This window comes from [Clostridium] aerotolerans DSM 5434, from assembly GCF_000687555.1.
GTDB lineage: Bacteria > Bacillota > Clostridia > Lachnospirales > Lachnospiraceae > Lacrimispora > Lacrimispora aerotolerans.
The window spans coordinates 184,292-203,170 of sequence record NZ_JHWJ01000004.1 but is presented as its reverse complement, the minus strand read 5'-3'; the positions used below and the strand labels follow the sequence as shown (position 1 = coordinate 203,170).

The 18,879-nt window shown below is 44.5% G+C and carries 16 protein-coding genes and 2 tRNA genes; 5 read left to right on the top strand and 13 right to left on the bottom strand.

The genetic code is table 11. The annotated features are described in order from the left end of the window. Positions 1–30: 30 nt before the first annotated feature. From T546_RS0107725 to T546_RS0107715, 3 genes are read right to left on the bottom strand one after another with little or no spacing between them, the layout of a single operon-like run. The gene (locus T546_RS0107725) at positions 31–906 is read right to left on the bottom strand and encodes a dihydrodipicolinate synthase family protein (protein WP_026891119.1); all 876 of its coding nucleotides are present in this window, start codon (positions 904–906) and stop codon (positions 31–33) included. A 26-nt stretch (positions 907–932) separates the two neighbouring features. Further along, positions 933–1,850 carry a ketopantoate reductase family protein gene (locus T546_RS0107720; RefSeq protein ID WP_026891118.1) on the bottom strand — a complete coding sequence of 306 codons (918 nt, stop codon included), beginning with the start codon at positions 1,848–1,850 and terminating at the stop codon, positions 933–935. Positions 1,851–1,864: 14 nt separating this feature from the next. After that, the gene (locus T546_RS0107715; RefSeq protein ID WP_026891117.1) at positions 1,865–2,554 is read right to left on the bottom strand and encodes a cyclase family protein; all 690 of its coding nucleotides are present in this window, start codon (positions 2,552–2,554) and stop codon (positions 1,865–1,867) included. Positions 2,555–2,732: 178 nt separating this feature from the next. On the opposite strand from T546_RS0107715, the gene T546_RS0107710 reads away from it, so the two are divergent. Continuing rightward, positions 2,733–3,380: a GntR family transcriptional regulator gene (locus tag T546_RS0107710; protein WP_026891116.1), complete on the top strand. Its 648-nt coding sequence runs from the start codon at positions 2,733–2,735 to the stop codon at positions 3,378–3,380. Between the two features lie 39 nt (positions 3,381–3,419). Here T546_RS0107710 and T546_RS0107705 read toward each other — a convergent pair whose 3' ends face one another. From T546_RS0107705 to T546_RS24560, 6 genes are all read right to left on the bottom strand, one after another. Continuing rightward, positions 3,420–3,872, bottom strand: a complete 453-nt coding sequence (locus T546_RS0107705) for a YhcH/YjgK/YiaL family protein (RefSeq protein WP_026891115.1) — start codon at positions 3,870–3,872, stop codon at positions 3,420–3,422. Between the two features lie 18 nt (positions 3,873–3,890). Further along, a complete protein-coding gene (gene yiaK / locus T546_RS0107700) occupies positions 3,891–4,940 on the bottom strand; it encodes a 3-dehydro-L-gulonate 2-dehydrogenase (protein WP_026891114.1) in 1,050 nt (349 codons plus the stop codon). 24 nt (positions 4,941–4,964) lie between these two features. Further along, positions 4,965–5,744 carry a hypothetical protein gene (locus T546_RS0107695; RefSeq protein ID WP_242842199.1) on the bottom strand — a complete coding sequence of 260 codons (780 nt, stop codon included), beginning with the start codon at positions 5,742–5,744 and terminating at the stop codon, positions 4,965–4,967. Positions 5,745–5,747: 3 nt separating this feature from the next. Further along, complete coding sequence (locus T546_RS0107690; protein WP_034598319.1) at positions 5,748–7,886, bottom strand: hydantoinase/oxoprolinase family protein; 2,139 nt, start codon at positions 7,884–7,886, stop codon at positions 5,748–5,750. 108 nt (positions 7,887–7,994) lie between these two features. Then, positions 7,995–9,386, bottom strand: a complete 1,392-nt coding sequence (locus T546_RS0107685) for a hypothetical protein (RefSeq protein ID WP_026891111.1) — start codon at positions 9,384–9,386, stop codon at positions 7,995–7,997. 142 nt (positions 9,387–9,528) lie between these two features. Beyond that, positions 9,529–10,242, bottom strand: coding sequence for a GntR family transcriptional regulator (locus T546_RS24560; RefSeq protein ID WP_156951301.1), 714 nt, complete (start codon positions 10,240–10,242; stop codon positions 9,529–9,531). Between the two features lie 462 nt (positions 10,243–10,704). On the opposite strand from T546_RS24560, the gene T546_RS0107670 reads away from it, so the two are divergent. After that, the gene (locus T546_RS0107670; protein WP_026891109.1) at positions 10,705–12,654 is read left to right on the top strand and encodes an AraC family transcriptional regulator; all 1,950 of its coding nucleotides are present in this window, start codon (positions 10,705–10,707) and stop codon (positions 12,652–12,654) included. A gap of 127 nt (positions 12,655–12,781) precedes the next feature. Here T546_RS0107670 and T546_RS0107665 read toward each other — a convergent pair whose 3' ends face one another. The 3 genes from T546_RS0107665 to T546_RS0107655 form a co-directional block, all read right to left on the bottom strand. Then, complete coding sequence (locus T546_RS0107665; protein WP_026891108.1) at positions 12,782–14,269, bottom strand: aldehyde dehydrogenase family protein; 1,488 nt, start codon at positions 14,267–14,269, stop codon at positions 12,782–12,784. A 648-nt stretch (positions 14,270–14,917) separates the two neighbouring features. Next, positions 14,918–14,988 (bottom strand) — tRNA-Gly (locus tag T546_RS0107660). A 39-nt stretch (positions 14,989–15,027) separates the two neighbouring features. Further along, positions 15,028–15,100: transfer RNA gene (locus tag T546_RS0107655), tRNA-Phe, on the bottom strand. A gap of 160 nt (positions 15,101–15,260) precedes the next feature. Between T546_RS0107655 and T546_RS0107650 the strand changes: the two genes are divergently transcribed. The 3 genes from T546_RS0107650 to T546_RS0107640 all read left to right on the top strand — a co-directional run bounded on the left by T546_RS0107650 (position 15,261) and on the right by T546_RS0107640 (position 17,906). Next, entirely contained in the window at positions 15,261–15,809 is a 549-nt protein-coding gene (locus T546_RS0107650; RefSeq protein ID WP_026891107.1) for a PadR family transcriptional regulator, read from the top strand. Next, on the top strand, positions 15,806–17,410 hold the full coding sequence (locus T546_RS0107645) for an NAD(P)H-dependent oxidoreductase (protein ID WP_026891106.1): 1,605 nt from the start codon (positions 15,806–15,808) through the stop codon (positions 17,408–17,410). The genes T546_RS0107650 and T546_RS0107645 overlap by 4 nt, the downstream gene beginning before the upstream one ends. Before the next feature lie 103 nt (positions 17,411–17,513). Beyond that, a complete protein-coding gene (locus T546_RS0107640) occupies positions 17,514–17,906 on the top strand; it encodes a desulfoferrodoxin family protein (protein WP_026891105.1) in 393 nt (130 codons plus the stop codon). A 54-nt stretch (positions 17,907–17,960) separates the two neighbouring features. On the opposite strand, the gene T546_RS0107635 is transcribed toward T546_RS0107640, so the two are convergent. Then, the gene (locus T546_RS0107635) at positions 17,961–18,878 is read right to left on the bottom strand and encodes a DUF1848 domain-containing protein (protein WP_026891104.1); all 918 of its coding nucleotides are present in this window, start codon (positions 18,876–18,878) and stop codon (positions 17,961–17,963) included. Between the last annotated feature and the right edge of the window lies 1 nt (position 18,879).

Sequence of the window (18,879 nt, the reverse complement as noted above, 5' to 3'; positions counted from 1 at the left end):
TCTCCTTTTTATGAATCCTGATATATTCTGTTACCGGATCTCAAGATACTCAGACAGCACCTCATCCATCTCGGCAGCTCGTTCCTTTGTTAGTGTCACGAACGGTTTTCTCACCTCTCCTACAGGAATTCCCTGAGAGGAGAGAATGTATTTTAAATTGGCACAGAGGCCGTTCTTTAACAGCACATCAAGGATGTTGTTGCATTTAGTCTGGAGTATTCTGGCCTCCTCAAGCTTTCCTTCCTCAAATAGCCGAAGAAGGTGCTTAAACTGGGGAAGCATGAAATTAAAGCTGCTGCCGATAAAGCCTTCACAGCCAAAGGCAAGAAATGCTACCATACAGCTTTCGAATCCACCGAAGCATCGGATCTCTGGATTGATGTTACGAATCCGGTCCATTTCCAATAGGTTTAAATTGGTATGCTTGATGGCATTAATGGCACCGGACTTTAAAAGTGCCTGCACTTCCGGGTGCCTCACATCAAGCTCTCTGTGAGTGCTGGAGGGAATGTTATAATAAAGGACCGAACGGCCTGCCGCCTCTGCAATATCGTGGTAATAGCCTGCGATTTCCTTTTCCGAAAATCCAAAATAAATGGGTGGCGTGGCTGCGATGTTTTCAATTCCTGCTTTAACTGCCTCTTTGGCATAAAAGACAGCCTCTTGGGTACTGATGGCGCCTACGTGAGCAAACATATCTCCTCTGTCCCGGTACTGGGATGCCAGTTCAAAGGAACGCACCCGTTCGTCTCTGGTCAGTAAAAAACATTCCCCGGAACTTCCTCCGATAAAAAATCCATCTGCTCCTTCAGAAAAGTTTCTTTCCCAGAGCATTTTTAAAGCCGCTTCATTTATCTTCCCTTCCTGGTCAAAGGGCGTTACGGAAGCAACGTATAATTTTTTCATGATGAATAATCCCCCTTATCATCAAATCACCCCTGGCTTCTCTCCTCCATGGCATGAATCATTTCCACCACGAATTCGTGGGTTGGAACGGGTATGCCAAGCCTTCTTGCAGCCCTTACCACAGACCCGCTGATGTTATCCACCTCTGTTTTTCTTCCATTTTGGAGATCAGAACGAATGGAGGTGCGTCCGTTTGGAGACATCTGGGAAGTCTTTCTTACCTTATCAATGATTTCGTCCTCATCTGCGGTAAGCCCAAGACCCCTTGCCACTGCTACAGCCTCCCGTATCAGCTGCTTTGTCATAGAAAACGCGTGTTCATTGGCCCCAATATACCCCATATCTACCTGTAGTATGGCTGTAACTGCACTTAAAGACACATTGGTAAAAAGCTTATCCCAGATTAACTGCTGTATGTTCTCATGGATTCTCACATGGAAACCACAGCTTTCAAAGGCTTCCTTTAGTTTTGGAAGGAATCCCTCCTTATCCTCATTCAGCATTCCTATGTTTGTATTCCCCACCCCGCCTCTTTTCACACAGCCCGTACTTAATACGGCGCCATTGTCTTCCGTGGTTCCTATAATGATGTGATCTCTGGAGACAAATTCTTCTAAGATATCCTCATGACCGGAACCATTTTGCAGGGTCATAACATAAGTATCCGGGCCAATGAGCCCCTGGTTAGAGCTTAAAGCTTCCTTGGAGTAAAGAGATTTTACAAATAAGAGAACCAGATCCATGTTCCCTAAGTCTTCCTGGGGTAAAGCGGCTCTGGGGCAGTAAATATGTTCTGTTCCATCTTCCTCTAAGCGGATTCCCTGCTGCTTAATATGCTCCACCACAGAGGAGGAGGTATCCACCATATATACTTCGTGATGAAGGGATAAGTGGCAGCCATAGATGGAACCCATGGCTCCCGCTCCGATTACTGCTATTTTCATAATCTCTCCTTCTGCTATACGGAAAATTCTGCAATGCCCTCAATGGCGTAAGCGCGGATGGGGCAGGAATCAAGCCCTTTGATGGGAAGCGGGGTATAGGACATAAAGAAGGTATCTGTTTTCAGTTCTTCTAAATTTTTAAGCACCTCAAGGAATACTACATTTACCTCCATCAGCACATCATGGAAGGCGGATACGTCCGTATTGTTACTTTCAATGGAAACGCCGTCTCCAAAGCCTACGCATTTTACTTTCTTATCCTTCAGCCACTGCGCTGTTTCTTTGCAGATGAACAGTCTCTTATCTCCCGGAGTATTGGAGACAGGGGTAAATGGAGGCAGCTTATACTGGGAATCAAGAATAACAATGTCTCCTTCTTTGATCCGGTCGCCGCATGCCTTTTCAAGGTCCTCTCCCTTGATTTTTTCATTAGGAGCCATGTGTGTGATGTCTACGTAAATGGCACGCCCCATAAAGGTGGTAATAGGAAGTCCCTGAACATCGGTCCAGTTGTCGTTGTGATGATAAGGACATTCCACATGGGTTCCCAAGTGGCTGGTGAGATCCATAATGGTGTGGAAATCCGGAATGGGACCGCCTGTATTAAAACGGAACAGATGGCACCTTCTTGATTCTGTGGCTGGATCCAGCTCTTTTGTTAAATCAATGACTCTTAATCCATTTCCCAACTGAAATACGCTCATTTTAATTCCTCCTGTTTATTTATTTTCTATTTTATGTAATTTCACTCTTACTTGGTATACCGGTATACCGGTTAATGGTTAATGATTGACTTACCTTTTTTTCTGGGGTATGATATTTCCCATAAGACCAGGGCCAAATGGCACGGCCTTCCTATAAAATCCATGTCAGGAGATTCTCATGATCGAAACAGGTTCCCTTCAATCCCAGGCTTACAAAACCATGAAAGAACTGATTTTATCAAAGTCCCTTGACTCCGGGGTTCTCTATTCGGAGACAAGACTTGCAAAGGAGCTTGGCATATCCAGAACGCCCCTTCGGGAAGCCCTTCAATGTCTTTCCCAGGATGGCTACATCACAATCATGCCCAGCCGGGGCTTTCAGATAAGAACGCTTAATAAGAAAACCATGGCAGAATCCATAGAGGCACGGTGTGCCATCGAAGGCTTTTGCGTCCACTTATTTGCATCCTGTGAGGATGAATCCCGCAAACAAGAGCTTTTAGAGGATTTGAAAGAATCCTTAAGCCGTCAGAAGGCTGCCCTCACCTCCAAAAATTTTCCGGAGTCCTTTACCGAGGAGGACCATCAGTTTCACATGGCTTTCGTTCACTTTGCAGGAAACAGTGAGTTCAACCAACTATTCCAAAGGCTTCTCTATATGATTCATTTGACTACATCAGGTGCTTTAACCATCACGGGACGAGCCCAGACCACTTACGAAGAACACTTACATTTCTATCAGCTCTTAAAAAAAGGGGAGGCGGACCAGGCCTATCAGGCACTGATCGCTCACTTAATGATGCCCCTTAAGATGGATCTGATATGATTTCCCGTCCGGCCTCCCATATAGGAGCCGGACTTATTATTATAATGCCACTTTAATGACTACCTTTTTTACCTTACCTGGTTCTCCAGCTATCAGCCGTGGTTTATGGGCATCCTCCGGTGCTACAACAATCATATCTCCTTCTTCCAAAAGAACACTTCCGCCAAATAAAGGCTCTTCGTAAAAGATCAGATCCTTTTCATCGATCCGCTCTTTCACCGTAAGCCCTTCCCGGCTGCGAACCCCAAACAGTTCTCTACCAGAGACCATATACTGGATATCAAAATACTTCTCATGGGTTTCATAGAAGCACTGATCGGCTGGCAATGTGGTATATTCCTGTACGTTTGCGATTACTTCCTCTCCTGAAATGGGATAGCTTCCTTCAGGCAGAGATAAAATATCCGTCTCTTTCAGCCACTGGTATCCTTTACGGAACTTTTCTTCCAGATAATCATACTTTTCTGCAATTCCTATATTTGAATAAAACATTGATGTTCTCCAATCTTCTTATTTGCTTGCAATGTCCTCTGTGTTTAAATCTCCCTTTGAAATAGCCACTACCTGCTGCCAAATAGTCTCATCCACCTGGACTCCTTCTTTTTTGCTTCGTTCTCTGGTCGCACTCGTTCTCTCTCCAGGACAGGTAATCGCACTCCCCTCCTTTGCCGGATGACTGGCATCCGCTGCTGCCACGCGGCGGTTTAACATACCCTGAATCTCTTCCTTTGAGCCAAAGAGATAAGGATCATAGGCGATAAAGATCTGACAGCATCCGGTACAGCTTCCATTGCCAGCCTCATCCATATCAAGTCCGCTGTTTCCATTGGCCATTAAAGCGGCCGCAAGGTCAAGAGCGATTGCCATACCGCTTCCCTTCCAGTAGCCGGTAGGAAGAATTCTCCTGCTCTCCTCAATGGCTCCGGGATCATCGGTCAAGTTCCCGTCCTTATCAAACCCTCCGGGAAATGGCAGTTTTTTGCCTGCAAGCCGGTATACTCCTAACTTACCATAGGCGTACTGGCTCATGGCCATATCAAGGACAATGGGGCCATCCTCTCTTGGAATCGCGATACAGAATGGGTTATTGCCCACTCCCGGCTCATCACTTCCCCACAGAGGCATACAGCTTTCTGTATTGATCCAGCTGATTCCCATAAATCCGGCCTCTGCCATCTTCCACGCATAGGTGCCGCCTCTCATCCAGTGAGTGGAATTTTTTAAGGCGACACAGCCGATTCCATGCTCCTTTGCAAGCGCCATGGCACGGTCGGCGCAAAAAAGCGCATTGGTAATACCGATGCCTAAATGTCCGTCGTAATTTTCTACCGCACCCTTTCCTCCTACCAGCTCCGGCTCTCCCTTGGGATTTATAAAACCCTTTTGTATATAGTCCACAAAACGGGGAACACGGTTCAATCCGTGGCTTTCCACGCCGTCTGCATTGGACTGGGTATGGATTTCGGCACATATCTGCGCCTTTTCCTCTGTAAGGCCGCTGTTCATTAACGCCTGTTTCACGGTTTCAAGTACGGTTTCATAAGGAATTCTAAGACTCATAATATCTCCTTTACTTATGTCGGTTTATATTGGTAATTTCATCCTCCCTGACAGCTCCATCATCTCCTCATAAAGACCGCTGGCCTCCTGGGGAGAATACCCATAGACCAGGAAAACATCCATTAAATAGGGAGAATAGGGAAGCTTCATCAGCTCTTTCGCAAATCCCATGGCAGCAATCTCACTTAAAGCAATGACGATGGAATCATTATGAAGAAATCCCAGAGACCACAGGCGGACCTTTTCTGTCTGGGTGAAGATTTCTTTTCGATACCTTTCTTCTACAAAGTGAAACAGCTCATGGGAAAGCAGAAGTCGGCTGATATGGAGTTCTTTTGTAAGTATTTCACAAACTCCCGGAGATAGCAAGAGCTTATTTGCCTTATTTACTGCATCCATATAGATGCAGATTTTATTGGGCACCCGGTACTCTGCAAAGAGCACACGATCCGTCTTATCCGGAACCTCCGGGTATGAAATATTCATTCCAAAAGAAGCCGCCAGCTTTATGGGATCATCGGTCCCATACTCTCTTACCATCTTTCTGGCATATTCCTTGCCGCATTCCAGGCTTTTTTTCATCCATTCCCGCCTCTGCCCATCATCAAATTTCCCGTTTAATGGCTCCCTGGAAAAGGCATAGGCATACCAATCTTCTACCGGGATGGCAGCCAGATCTCGAAGCATATCTTCTAACGGACGCACGGTAAATTTAGGCCTTTCATAGCCTCTGGTATTCTGTTTTCCGAACAAACCGTCCGCAATGGGTTTGATTGCATTTTGAAATTCTTCCCTAGTCATCATGGACTAACTCTCCCTGATTGAAGCTATGATCATGATTTCCTCTTCTGGTTCCCGGTCTCCCAGATCCAGATTCATTAAAAGCATGATCTGTTCTAAATCAACGGCACTGTAATCGCAGACCCTTGGACCTACGCAAACGAAGAAATCAGGCCGGAGCACGGTATCGGTCTTAAATATGGCATGATCCTTCCACAACTGCTCCACCACTTCCTCGTAATCTTTTACCTTGCACTTTTCCACCAGACCTTCGGAACACTGAACCTTAATAAAACCTTTTTTATCCACGATGCGAAGCGGCCTGCGCCCTTCTTTTTCTCCGGAGAAAACGTAGAACTTATCTGTTTTTTCCGCCAGATGAATGCCGGTTACTTTAGGGCCAAAATCTTCCTCGGCAAGCTTTAATGCCTCAGATTCTTCACATTCCTTTAAAAGGTCAGTGGTCTTAACCTCTGTGGAGCCGGTGGCGATGGCTGTGACTTTTCCGGTCTGGTTGTCAATTTCAATATGGACCTCTACCGTATCCGGAGATGCCCCGGAGCTGACGGCAAGGTCAGAAGCTTCTTTTTTCAGTTCCCTGATATCTTCCTGACTTGGATTTGGAATGACCCGCTCTACCACGTCACGGACCATGGAAAGTGCTACTCCGATGGAGGAAATTACCTCGGCATGTTCCGGAATGCTGTAGGCAAGACCTAATTTTTCTGCACAGTAGGGAACCAGAGAGGCGGCACCTCCGCCGCAGCCTACGAGACGCATGCTGTCATGGTCCAGCTTATATTTTTCTGCAAGGGACTTAATGCAGGCGCTTACCTTTTCAAAATCCTTATCAAGAATCTGGGTCGCCAGCTCTTCTACGGTAATTCCAAGCTTATCAGCTACCGGCTTCATGGCCTTTCTGGCAGAGCCTGCATTCCCAAATGCAAAGTACTTTTTATCAATCAGCCCCAGAACATTGGCGGCATCCGTATTGGTAAAGCAGATCTTCTTTCCGTTTCTTAGCCGAAGAGTGACATAATCTCCCGGATCTCCCGGCTTTGGACTTACCAGCTCAATCTGGGGATCCTCAATTTCTTCCTCCGGCAGGAAGCAGGCGTATTCACACCCTGCAATGTGAGCCGAACGAGGGCCCACATCAACCACACATTTGTCATTGATTCGAACCATGGAACCGCCTGCACAGCCGAGAATACGTACATCCAGAGAGTTGATATAAGTATCATGCCCGCCAATCTTTGCATAATCCACGCCAGGCCGTCCATTTTTGATGACACCGATGTTGGTGGTGGTTCCTCCTACTTCAAAGTAGATGGCGTTGGAAGCCCGAAGATACATAAGAGAACCCATGACCGATGCCGCCGGGCCGGAAAGTGCGGTTAAAATGGGGCGTTTCCGCATTTCGTTAATTTCCATAACACCGCCGTCACCTCTCATGATCATCAGAGGTACGGTGACTCCTGCTGATTTTACGGAGCTTTCTGTGGCATTGGCGGTTGCCATCATTTTGGGCAGAATCGAGGCATTGATGGCTGCCGTACGGGTTCTTCTTGTGAGACCGTAAAGCTTTGTAATATCAGAAGCCATGGTTACTGGCACATTTCTCTTTTTTGCGCAGTCGTGAATCAGCTGTTCTTCTCCCATGCTGTCCACGCCAAAGGCCATGGAAGCCACCACCACCTGGGCACCTTCTGCTAAAAGCTCACCGATGTTTTTATTGATGATCTCTTCCGTCAGCATTTTCTTCTTAATAAAGGAATTATATACCTTGATCATTCGCCCTACTTTTTCATCCAGCACAATATCCTTTAGGGCAAGCTGGCGCTTTGCCAGGAATCCTTCTAACCCGCCTCCCGCAACTCCCACCACACCCACGCTGGCAACATCGCCTTCAATAAATGCATTGGTCGCCTGTGTGGTGGAATGGGCCACAAATACTACATCCTCCGGGGAAATATTATTTTCCCACATACAGTTTTGAAAGCTCTTCACTACCCCGGCAGCGACGCCGTCCTTATGGTCATGTGTTGTCTTCACTTCATTTTTCCCAATAATCTCATGGGTCTCATTATCCATGGCAACACACTTGGTATAAGTGCCGCCAACGTCGATTCCCATGCGTACCGCTCTTTGCATACATCCCGCCATTTTATTCCTTCCCTTTCCCTTTACATAAAATGCTCATGAATTAATGGTGAAAATCGTCCGGGAGCCGTTTAAGAGCGCCCGGACCTGTAAATGATCTCCTGGGTCATATCATGATAAGAACCATGCTGCTCCTAAGCCACCCAGCATTACAAAGACTGCTATGTACTGCAAAACTCCTGTCAGGTATGCATTTGGTATGGACAGCTTTAAAAAGTCCTTTGATTCTACCTTGGTGTACGCAAGCCCCCAGGCAACCCATGACTGGGTGATACAGCATCCGATGTTAACTGTAATAGTCGGAATGGCAAAGACCGCATATAAGAAGGGAACGGAAAATGAGGCTACATTGGAAAGCACTCCAAGTGTTGCCGCGCCGCATCCAACTAAGGTCATTGGTCCGCGGAACAATCCCATACAAAGAAGGACCGCAAAAACGATACAAACCACAATTTCACTCCTGGGCATTACATTTCCAAGAATCACCTTGAAATACGGAGATGCAAGGGCTGCCACAGCGTTAAACATAGGAAGTGTGAGCAAAAATCCAACTAAGGGAGCGGTATCTACCACGCCGTCATAGTAAAGCTTATTTACCAGCTGACAATTTTCTTTAAAGTTGCCTGTCATTCTACCGCACAGGAACAGAGCCAGGAAACCGGCAATTACAAAACCACCGATAACAGAAAAATCCAGCCAGATTTTAAGTACCACAGGAACCACTGGAAGAATCAGGGTGTAAAATGGTGCATTTTTCTGTTCGGAAGCTGCCCCACGTGTCTGAGCCGCCCATGCATGAACGGTTTTGGCACGTTTTAAATAGATGGCTGATAACAAAGTGGTACTAATCAGCATGATAATCAGAGCTGCATAGCCCCAGTGAGCGGCATACCAGCCAAGGTTGAAATCAGGAAGCTGGTCTGGTGTCACGAAAAATGCACGGTACTGGGCAAAGTTTACAGGATTTAAATAAATACCGGCTGCAACCGATCCCATAAAGGTAAATAAAGCAATGGATTTAGGAATACCAAGTGACATTAAGATAGGAAGAACGATAACTCCGATTGCGATAACCGGGCCTGCACCTGTCATGGCTGTAAAAATCAGGGCAGTCACAATATTTAAGAGAGCTACCGTAACAAACGGCTTATCCCCTCCAAGCTCTACCGTCTTACGAATGAGGGTAGAGGCAATTCCTGTATCCATAAGAACACGTCCAAACCAGGCGCCCCAGCAGACGTTGACCAGCGTGGTACCCCAACCTTCTGGTGCTGACTGGTAAATCTTATTTAAGGCTGCAATTAAGGTATTGTCCTTTCCAAAATTAAGCACTGGATTGGCAGCCAGAAAATCCTGGCTTACAAACAAGGTCCCTCCAAGGGGAACGATTGTCCATAAAAGGGTGATCAGCAAGAAACCGATCATCAGATTGTGTCCTTTAATACAGTAGTACGCCAGACCAAAGAAAGAAATTAACAGAATAATACCAATGATGTACTCCACGTAAATACCTCCTCAACTTTTTATTCTCCACATACTCTTGCTATTATGGCCTTATAAAAATACTGCTTTTTCTTATCCCCCTGTAACCCCAGTCTCCTTTCTTTCTTCATCATTAACATATATCTCTATCCGGTCAGGTACCCTAAGCCTGCCCGGAAAAGAACTGTGGATAGATTTCCTGAAGCGTTCCTGCATTCCATAAGATGGTATTAAAATGGTTGGCGCAGATTAAGGAAGCCGCTTCCGCATCCCGCCGCCGTAAATGATCCACCAATAGCCGTCCCTCCACCTGGGAATGCTCCCAGCTGGTCAATGAGGACATATCGATTCGATAGTTAAATGTGGTATATTGCAGATAGTTAAGCCGTAACAGGTCACAATCCAGGGTGCGGAACACCTCCCAGGAATACTCTCTTCCACAAAAGGAGGAAAAGAGATAGTGAAGCTCCTGTTCCATTATGAGAAAATCCATGATGTTTTGCTGGTTGCTCTCTGACTTTTGCCTTGTCAGTACCTCTTCCAGACTCTTAAGCTGCTCCTTTGTAAGTCCCTGGCTGCAAAGCTCTTCAATCATCGCCTGCTCTAACACCGTATGGGAAAAAACGGCCTGGCGGATGCGCTCCCTGTCAATCAAGGTAACCTCAGTTCCCCTTTGAGGGTAAACTACGATATATCCCTCTTCCACCAAACGGGACAAGGCCTCTCTTACCGCATTTCTTCCTACATTCATCTGGCTGGATAAGAGATTTTCGCTGAGCCTCTCTCCTGGCTTAATATCCATATTTAAGATCTGGTTGCGAAGCTGGTAATAAACATCATTCTTTGAATCGTTCTTTTCAAGCTCTATATCTATCATTGGTTTGGCCTCCCTAAACACGTTTCATATGTAATATCATAGATTGCACATCAGTATCCCGGTTGATGCACATAATTTTTGCTCTTTATGTTTTTATTCGAATACATTATCAACACTCTTTTGTAAAACATATCACATATTTATACATAAATCAACTATATTATGAACATTTTCACTATATTTTTTAGAATTATTTTTGCATCCAAGTTCTTTCCACTTTTATATCTCATAATCATTTCTAAAGAGATTGCATACAAGTATAGTTTTCTAGCTTTAACCTGTCCGCAGTTACTGAAAATTCCAGTATTTCACTTAATTCCTCTCTTGCAGCTTCAATATAAGAAACCATTCCTTATACAAAAACGTATTCTCTATACAATTCATGTGCAGTGTGTTAGAATCGGAAGAGTAGTTAGTTTAATCTAACTTCTTCTTGATTCTTTTTTCAAAGGAGCATCCAATATGAACAACAAAGAGACCGTTTTTACTCATGAGAACCTATCTGCCGCAATTGATCTATGGAATCGGGCAGCCATTTCTCTTTTAGATATCCGTCACAACTTAATTTCACCAGAGGAACCCTTGTGTAACTATCACCTTCCTGCCAGTACGTTTCTCTTTACCAGCGGCGAAAAAGCGGAGGTCGTGCTAAATAATACCGCATACAACATGGAACGTTTTGGGCTGTTTCACGGGGGCAAGGGAACAGAATTAAGCATCCATTCCCATTGCGGCTGGCTGGAATATTACATGGTCTTTTATAAAACCGGAGAACCGGCATTTCACAGGGGAGAATATCTTCGGTTGATAAAAGAAGTGAATCCATTTCGTCAGCAGTATGGATTTAAGCCTCACAATCCTCTTTTCTTCTCAGAAGAGCTGTGTAAGATGTATGAAAAATGGAAAGGCCCCACGCCGCTAAATGTATTTTACGGAAAAACCGCCTTTTACCGCTTTGTCTACGAGATTTATGAGGAGTTGGAAATGGGTAACATTCAGGTATCCCAGCCGGATATCATTTCCATGGCAAGGAGATATCTGGATTCCCATTACAGGGAAGCAATTGTCATTCAGGAGCTGTGCCAGATGCTCGGCATCAGCTACAGCCATTTTCACAGAAGCTTTAAGCAGCAGATTGGCATGGCTCCCCAAAATTACCTGATTAAAAAACGACTAGACGCTGCAAAGAAATGTCTGGTGACCAGCAATGCTTCCGTTCGGGAGATTGCCCTTCATTGCGGTTTTGCCGATGAGTACAGCCTATACCGCTTATTTATGAAAAATATTGGGATGGCCCCAAGCAAATATAGAGAGACTTCACAATCCAACATGATAGATTACTCCATTGGAAACCTGATTTCCTTTCCTTATAATGAGGAGCGTATGGTTAGTTATGACAAACTCATAGATAAAGGAGCAAGCTTTATGTTAAGACAGATACGAAGCAAAGCAGTCATTATGGCTGCTATGTCGCTTATGCTGATGGTGTCGGCCTGCAGTCCCGCACCTGTAAATACAAAAACCACGGAATCTGCACAGACCTCAGAGGTGACAACTGAAGCACCGAAGGCAGAGGCCAATAAGAAGGGAACTTCAGAAACGAAAACGATACACATGAAATATGGAGACGTGGAAATACCGGCGGATCCAAAGCGTGTGGTGGTCATTTTCGTACAGGGAGATTTACTGGCACTTGGCGTGACCCCTGTAGCCACCTCATTCAATACCGGCTCCGCCTTTGAACCCCAGACACAGGAGGTTTCAGTGATTGATGCATTTTCCATCAACGAGGAAGAGATCATGGCACTGGACCCTGACCTTATCTTATGGAACACCGAGGATGAACAAACCTATGAGAAGCTTTCTAAAATAGCTCCAACCCTGGCAAGTGACTATTTTAATATGGACTACCGGGAGAGACTGCGATTCTTCGGAGATGTGTTTAACCGCTCAGAAAAGGCGGAAGAACTGATTCAGACATTTGATGAAAAGCTGGCATCTTCAAAAGCGGAACTGGAAAAAGCAGGTCTGCTTCAGAAAAGTTTCATCTGCGTAGATATCCGGGATGGCTTTCTCCGGGCATTCCAGGGTGGACGAGGCGGCGGACTTGTCTATGATTTTCTCGGTTTTCCCGCGCCCGAAAAGCTTCAGGCTGTTTTTGAAACAGAAGATTTCAAATCAACAGGACAAGCCGATCTTTCCTTTGAAGCCATGCCTGAATATGTAGGTGATTATATTCTTTTAAATACAGATGATCATGTGTTATCGGACAATCCTATATGGAACAATTTACCTGCAGTCAAAGAGGGACGACTCATAAAGGCATCAAAGAACCTATTTTGGTTCAATGACATCATATCCATGACGACACAGCTGGATATCATAGTAGATGCTGTACTTGAAACCAAATAATAAGTGGTAAATACTGAAACAATCTCAAAAAAAACCGCAGGATTATGTCCTACGGTTTTTTTGATATCACCATATCCACCTTTTCATTCAACCATTGAGAAACTCTTTGATTTCAGGGAGACAGGTCTTACTTTTTAGGATAGAAACCAGATGGAGTCTCACTTAAGTTAATTATGATATTCTTCATCTGAGTATAATGCTCCAGCATTACCTTATGAGTCTCACGGCCGATACCGGAAGTCTTAACGCCGCCAAAGGGTGCGCCCTCTGGAATGCTGTTATAGGTATTGACCCACATACGTCCTGTTTCCACGGATCTGGCTACCCGGATGGCGCGGTTAATGTCTCTGGTCCATACGGCTCCGCCAAGACCGAATTCACTGTCGTTTGCCATTTTTACTACTTCATCTTCTGTCTTGAACTTAATGATACTTGCCACTGGCCCGAAGATTTCTTCCTGCGCCACTCTCATATCATTGGTTACATTGCCAAGGAGAGTCGGTTTCATGAAAGCTCCGCTTTCCAGTCCGTTTTCATTTAGCTTTTCTCCTCCACAAAGGACGGTAGCACCTTCAGATTTGGCTATATCGATATAGCTTAAAATCTTCTTTAACTGGCCATTGTTGACCTGGCTTCCCATCTGGGTATCTTCTTCCCAGGGAAGACCTACCTTCACCTGATTAAAGCGCTTAACTGCTTCTTCTACGAACTTGTCGTAAATGCTTTCCTGAACAAAGACTCTGGAGCCTGCACAGCATACCTGGCCCTGGTTAAACAGGATTCCAAGCTGGATTCCGTCCATAGCCATCTCCCAGTCACAGTCTTCAAAAAAGATATTTGCTGATTTTCCGCCCAGCTCTAAGGTAGCAGGAATGAGCTTTTCAGCCGCAGCCAGAGCCACACTTCTTCCTACTTCTGTTGATCCTGTAAAAGCGAGCTTACGGAAGCCCTCATGCTCTAACATATACTGTCCTGATTTGGAACCAGCACCTGTAATTACGTTAAATACACCTGCTGGAATGACATCTTCAATCAGTCTCGCCAGCTCCAGAACACTTAAGGGAGTTGTACTGGAAGTTTTAAACACAGTACAGCAACCGCTTGCCAGTACGGGTGCCAGCTTCCAGGAAGCCATTAAGAACGGGAAGTTCCAGGGTACAATCTGACCTACAACACCGATTGGCTCTCTTAAAATCAGACTTAAAGTGTTCCCATCCATGATGTTAGCAGTGCCCTCATCTGCCAGAATACAGCCTGCAAAGTATCTAAAGTGCTGGGCTGCCAGAGGGATGTCAACGTTAAGTGTCTCTCTGATTGGCTTACCGTTATCTAAAGTCTCCACCATTGCAAGGTGCTCTTTATTCTCATCAATGATATCTGCAATTTTATTTAAAATAGCGGCTCTTTCTTTCACGGAAACATGCTTCCATGTTTCAAATGCCTTCCATGCCTCTTTAACCGCTTCATCTACGTCCTCTTTTGTTGCTTCCGCACACTCTGCCAGAAGGGATCCGTCAGCAGGAGATGTGGTAGCAAAGGTTTTCCCATCGGAAGCGTCCTTCCACTGTCCTCCTATAAAGAGTTGATATTTTTTTTGAAGTTCTATGTTCACCATATTGCTATCTCCTTTCCATGTTTCATATATGTGTTTTCAACCATTTCCGTTGGTTGCTTTCTGTACTGTTCATTATATGCCGGAGATTTATTCTGTCAATTTAAATAATAATTTCACATAGGATTGATATTTTTTTATCCTACTCTGTTTTTTATTTCACGAAGCCTTGGACTATTTCTTTGATTTTAACAAGCTGAAATGAGGTAATGATTGAGAACTCAGCTCCTTTACAAGGTTTCTTAAGAAGAGAATCGTTTTTATTTTGTCAGCCTTGTCTCATTCGCAGTCGCTTAATCACAGATTTCCATGGGGATTGTTAGTTATTTTTTTATCAACCAAGACACCTATAACCACATAGAACCGTAGTATCTGGATTGTATTTTTTTAGAAACATAATAAGTTATCAATATTTTTTATAAACTTTTAATGCTATCGATCCAACTTTCTCACTTTGCCATGGGGATTGTTACATTTTTCCCAATCAAGGACAAACAATCACAATGGCCTGCCCCCTATACTCATAAAAGGGAGTTAAGCAGCCTGGGAGGAACTTTATTTGTTATTTACACCGTCCTATAGCATGCAAAAAGACCGGTGACATAAGACTTCAAAGGAAATCTCGTATCACCGGTCCACGGGCATGAAAAAAGCGGGTGATGGGAATCGAACCCACGTATCTAGCTTGGAAGGCTAGTGTTCTACCATTGAACTACACCCGCATGGAATATTAAATTACTTCAAGTGTGCCAGATGCACAATGCCCAAAGCCGGAATCGAACCAGCGACACGAGGATTTTCAGTCCTCTGCTCTACCAACTGAGCTATCTGGGCTAACCGCTTGGAACACGAGTAATTTTACAAGATTTCTGCCTTTTTGTCAAGAGAAGTTTTCTAAGTTATCTAAAAAATATAATAAAATTAATAAGATTATTCTTGACTTTATTATAATATTATCATAGTATAATTTTATACTATAAATGGAGGTGTTCATATGTCCCTGTCCCATAGCATTCTTGGCTTTCTTTCCTACGGAAGCATGACTGGCTACGAATTAGCAAAAGCATTTAGTTCATCCATACGATTTTTCTGGTACGCTCAGGCCAGCCACATATACTTAGAATTAAACAAGCTGGAAAAAAAGGAATTAGTGACCTGTGAAATCATCGTTCAGACAGACAAGCCCAGCAAAAAGCTTTATACCATTACAGAAGAAGGAAAGCGAGAATTTTTGACCTGGCTCTCCAAAGAAAATAAGGAATTTAACAAAGGATCCAAGAATGCATTCTTAATGAAGGTGTTTTTTTCCGGCTGCCGGACACCAGAAGAGAACATATCCATGCTAAAGGAATTTATCAGGGACTGTGAAGCGTACTCAGACGAGCTGAGCCATGTCCCGAAAACTACAGAGCAGTACGGTGAACTTGTTGATAAAAGGGAAACTCTGTACTGGCAGCTGACTGCGGATTTCGGCAACAGCTATATTAAGATGTGCATAGACTGGACCAACCGCAGCATAAAGAAAATGGAGGAAATCCAATGAATGTACTTGTGTTAAACGGAAGTCCAAGAGGCGAAAAGAGCAATACCATGAGGCTTACCAATGCATTTTTAGACGGCATGTCTGAAGCCATCTCCATGAACAAAGAAATACTTCCCGTATATAAGATGGATATTAAGCCTTGCACCGGCTGTTTTGGCTGCTGGAACAAGACTCCTGGAAAATGCTGTATCTCTGATGATATGGCGTCTGTCATTGATAAAATACTGGCTGCGGATTTAATTATCTGGAGCTTCCCTCTCTACTATTACGGTCTCCCATCAAAGCTTAAGGCCTTAATGGACCGGCAGCTTCCTATGTCACTTCCTTATATGACAGAAGATTCCGACACCGGCTCCCACCCACCCAGATATGATATGTCAGGCAAACGCTGGCTCCTAATGTCTACCTGCGGCTTTTATACCTCACAGGGCAATTACGACTCCGTGTACCTTCAATTCGACCATTATCTAGGCAAGGGAAATTACGAATCCATAACCAGCGGTCAGGGAGAGCTGTTTCGGGTTCCGGAACTAAAGAATCGAACGGAAGAGTACCTTTCATTGGTCCGGTCCGCTGGTTCAGAATTTGCCTTGGGAAATATTACACCAGAGACAAAACAGGGCCTTCGCCAGCTTATTCTTCCAAGAGAGATGTTTGAACAGGCGGCCAACGAAAGCTGGGGATTAAACGATGACCCGAAAGATCAGACACAGCCTTTTTCTGACCCCGCTCTTACTTTTACAAAACAAATGGCAGCTCTTTATAATCCCAAATCCTGGTCTCTAAAAGACCGTGTACTGGAGATGAATTACAGTGATGTCAATAAAACATACCAGATTTTAATGACTGGTACTGGGGCAAAGGTACTGACAGAGGATTTTGTTCCTTATACAACTAAAATCGAAACCCCACTGTCTCTATGGATGAGTATCGCAAAAGGAGAAACGGACGGTCAAAAAGCCCTGATGGAGCAAAAATACCGTGTAGAGGGTGACTTTCAATTGATGATTCATTGGGATGATTTCTTTGGAGTTCCCACAAAGCCAAAGGCACCAGAAAAGAAAAGTTTTATGCTGTTAATGCTGCTCCCATGGTTTCCCATCTGGTTTTTCATGGCAGCAAATCCGGCCCTCGGAGGTGCACTTGGAATTTTAGCGGGAGTGGGCATCCCCTTTTTGTCCTTCTATTATAAAACCACCATTTATGAATGTCTCTCCGGACTTTTTGCAGCAATCATCGGTATCCTGGCTATCATGGGCGTATCCATCTCTATCTTGGTTCCCGCCTCTTACCTGCTATTTGGTCTCATGTGGACCATCACCGTATTCTTAAAAGAACCTCTGACTGCCAGTTATTCCAAGAATGGATACGGAGGAGATAAAGCTCTGAACAATCCTCTCTTTCTTAAAACCAACCGGATTCTAACTGCATGCTGGGGAGCTTTATACCTTGCTACCCCCATATGGACCTACTTTTTACTCGTTACAAAGATGACTATTTTTCTAATACTCATAAATACGATAACGCCTGTTCTCCTTGGTCTTTTTACAAAATGGTTTCAGACCTGGTACCCTTCTTATTTTGCCAGAAGAAAAAATTGATGTAAATCCATTTAAGGATCTGTCATTGGAAAAAGTTGGTGTTATGTTTCTGCCTTCTTTTGGGAATTCTGATAAATGATATCAAGAAGATTGGAGGATTTCCATGAAGAACGAACCTGTATTTTTGACCGACCAGAACCACAATATCATTATGGAAGCAATTTTAGGAACCCCAAACGCTGCAATCCCTGACAGCTTAAAGCCCTTTGACATCCTGGAACCAAACACCTCTGACGGTGCACTAGAAAAGCATGCACCAGTCATTGAGACCGATGGAAACCATGTAACCGTCAAGGTAGGAAGCATCTTCCATCCCATGTCTGAGGAACACAGCATTGCATGGGTCAGTCTTTTCACAACAGCAGGCTGCCTGATGAGAGTCAGCCTTGATAAGGATTGTGAGCCTGTGGCTTATTTCACCTTAGAAGAGGGCGATTCTCCCAAAGCCGCTTATGCCTATTGCAATCTTCATGGTTTCTGGAAGACAGAAGCTTAAGAAAAAGGAGTTTATGCGTAAATGACAATTACATGTCATGCATAAGCTCCTTCTTCATTTCTTCCTTATAAGCGCTGCTTTCCGCTCTGTTATCTTATCTCCGTCTTCAACCCTTCCGCATAGGAGAGGACTGTGAACATCATAAAGAGCCGTCTTTCTCTCCACAGAAAGCTGACTGTCATTGGCATAACAGTATCTGCACCCCATGAGACAAGTATCATATGCACCCACTTCCACACTTTCTAAGCAGCCGCATTCCGCCCTCTGGTTTTTATCTTTTTTCTGTTTGATCGGTACACCAAGAATCTTTTCTACCATGACCGGATCGATACAGCTGCCCCGAGAAACTTCAGCCTGGCTTAAATCAGCAGTTTCTGCGCACGCTTCCATTCGCATATCAAAGGAACCTGCAATCTCCGCCATCGCCCGGCTGATGTTAAGCATTCTTTCTTCCGTCATCTCTTCTGCTTTTATCCCTTTCATGTTACGGGCTGTTTTTCCGTACCAGTCAAGAAAAGAAATGACCACTTTATTCGTATGTCCCTTAAACTCCCTGGCAATTTGTTCAAATGCCCGAAGGTGATAGGCCTCCTCATACCGGTCATTTATAAAAATCGGATCATAGCGCCACACCATTCGATCCGGCCCTAAGACCTTAGAAAACTCTTTAAAAACACGAATCAATTCCTGTTTATCCGGCAGTCCCGGTTCCACATCACGCCCATATCCGGTTAATGTAAACTGGAGATAGCAGGGTATGGAATTAAGCTCTGAAAGGCGTCCAAGCATTGGACTGGGATCCTTTGTCCAAAATACAATAAGCTCCACTTGTTCCGGAGATAAATCAATCCTGCTGATCTGCCGGCTGTTCATAGGATTTCTGACATAGAGAAACCCCTCCTTTATCCGCTCAAAAAACCAGTCGGAATAAAACCGGGGAATATCGGTCCGCCTGCTGACACTTAGTATCACC

Coding starts and splice junctions, on each gene's coding strand:
- T546_RS24560 (WP_156951301.1), bottom strand. CDS start 10,242: ATGATAGATATAGAGCTTGAAAAGAACGATTCAAAGAATGATGTTTAT.
- T546_RS0107710 (WP_026891116.1), top strand. CDS start 2,733: ATGATCGAAACAGGTTCCCTTCAATCCCAGGCTTACAAAACCATGAAA.
- T546_RS0107640 (WP_026891105.1), top strand. CDS start 17,514: ATGAAGAACGAACCTGTATTTTTGACCGACCAGAACCACAATATCATT.
- T546_RS0107705 (WP_026891115.1), bottom strand. CDS start 3,872: ATGTTTTATTCAAATATAGGAATTGCAGAAAAGTATGATTATCTGGAA.
- T546_RS0107645 (WP_026891106.1), top strand. CDS start 15,806: ATGAATGTACTTGTGTTAAACGGAAGTCCAAGAGGCGAAAAGAGCAAT.
- T546_RS0107670 (WP_026891109.1), top strand. CDS start 10,705: ATGAACAACAAAGAGACCGTTTTTACTCATGAGAACCTATCTGCCGCA.
- T546_RS0107690 (WP_034598319.1), bottom strand. CDS start 7,886: ATGGCGGGATGTATGCAAAGAGCGGTACGCATGGGAATCGACGTTGGC.
- T546_RS0107650 (WP_026891107.1), top strand. CDS start 15,261: ATGTCCCTGTCCCATAGCATTCTTGGCTTTCTTTCCTACGGAAGCATG.
- T546_RS0107715 (WP_026891117.1), bottom strand. CDS start 2,554: ATGAGCGTATTTCAGTTGGGAAATGGATTAAGAGTCATTGATTTAACA.
- T546_RS0107725 (WP_026891119.1), bottom strand. CDS start 906: ATGAAAAAATTATACGTTGCTTCCGTAACGCCCTTTGACCAGGAAGGG.
- yiaK (WP_026891114.1), bottom strand. CDS start 4,940: ATGAGTCTTAGAATTCCTTATGAAACCGTACTTGAAACCGTGAAACAG.
- T546_RS0107720 (WP_026891118.1), bottom strand. CDS start 1,850: ATGAAAATAGCAGTAATCGGAGCGGGAGCCATGGGTTCCATCTATGGC.
- T546_RS0107665 (WP_026891108.1), bottom strand. CDS start 14,269: ATGGTGAACATAGAACTTCAAAAAAAATATCAACTCTTTATAGGAGGA.
- T546_RS0107695 (WP_242842199.1), bottom strand. CDS start 5,744: ATGATGACTAGGGAAGAATTTCAAAATGCAATCAAACCCATTGCGGAC.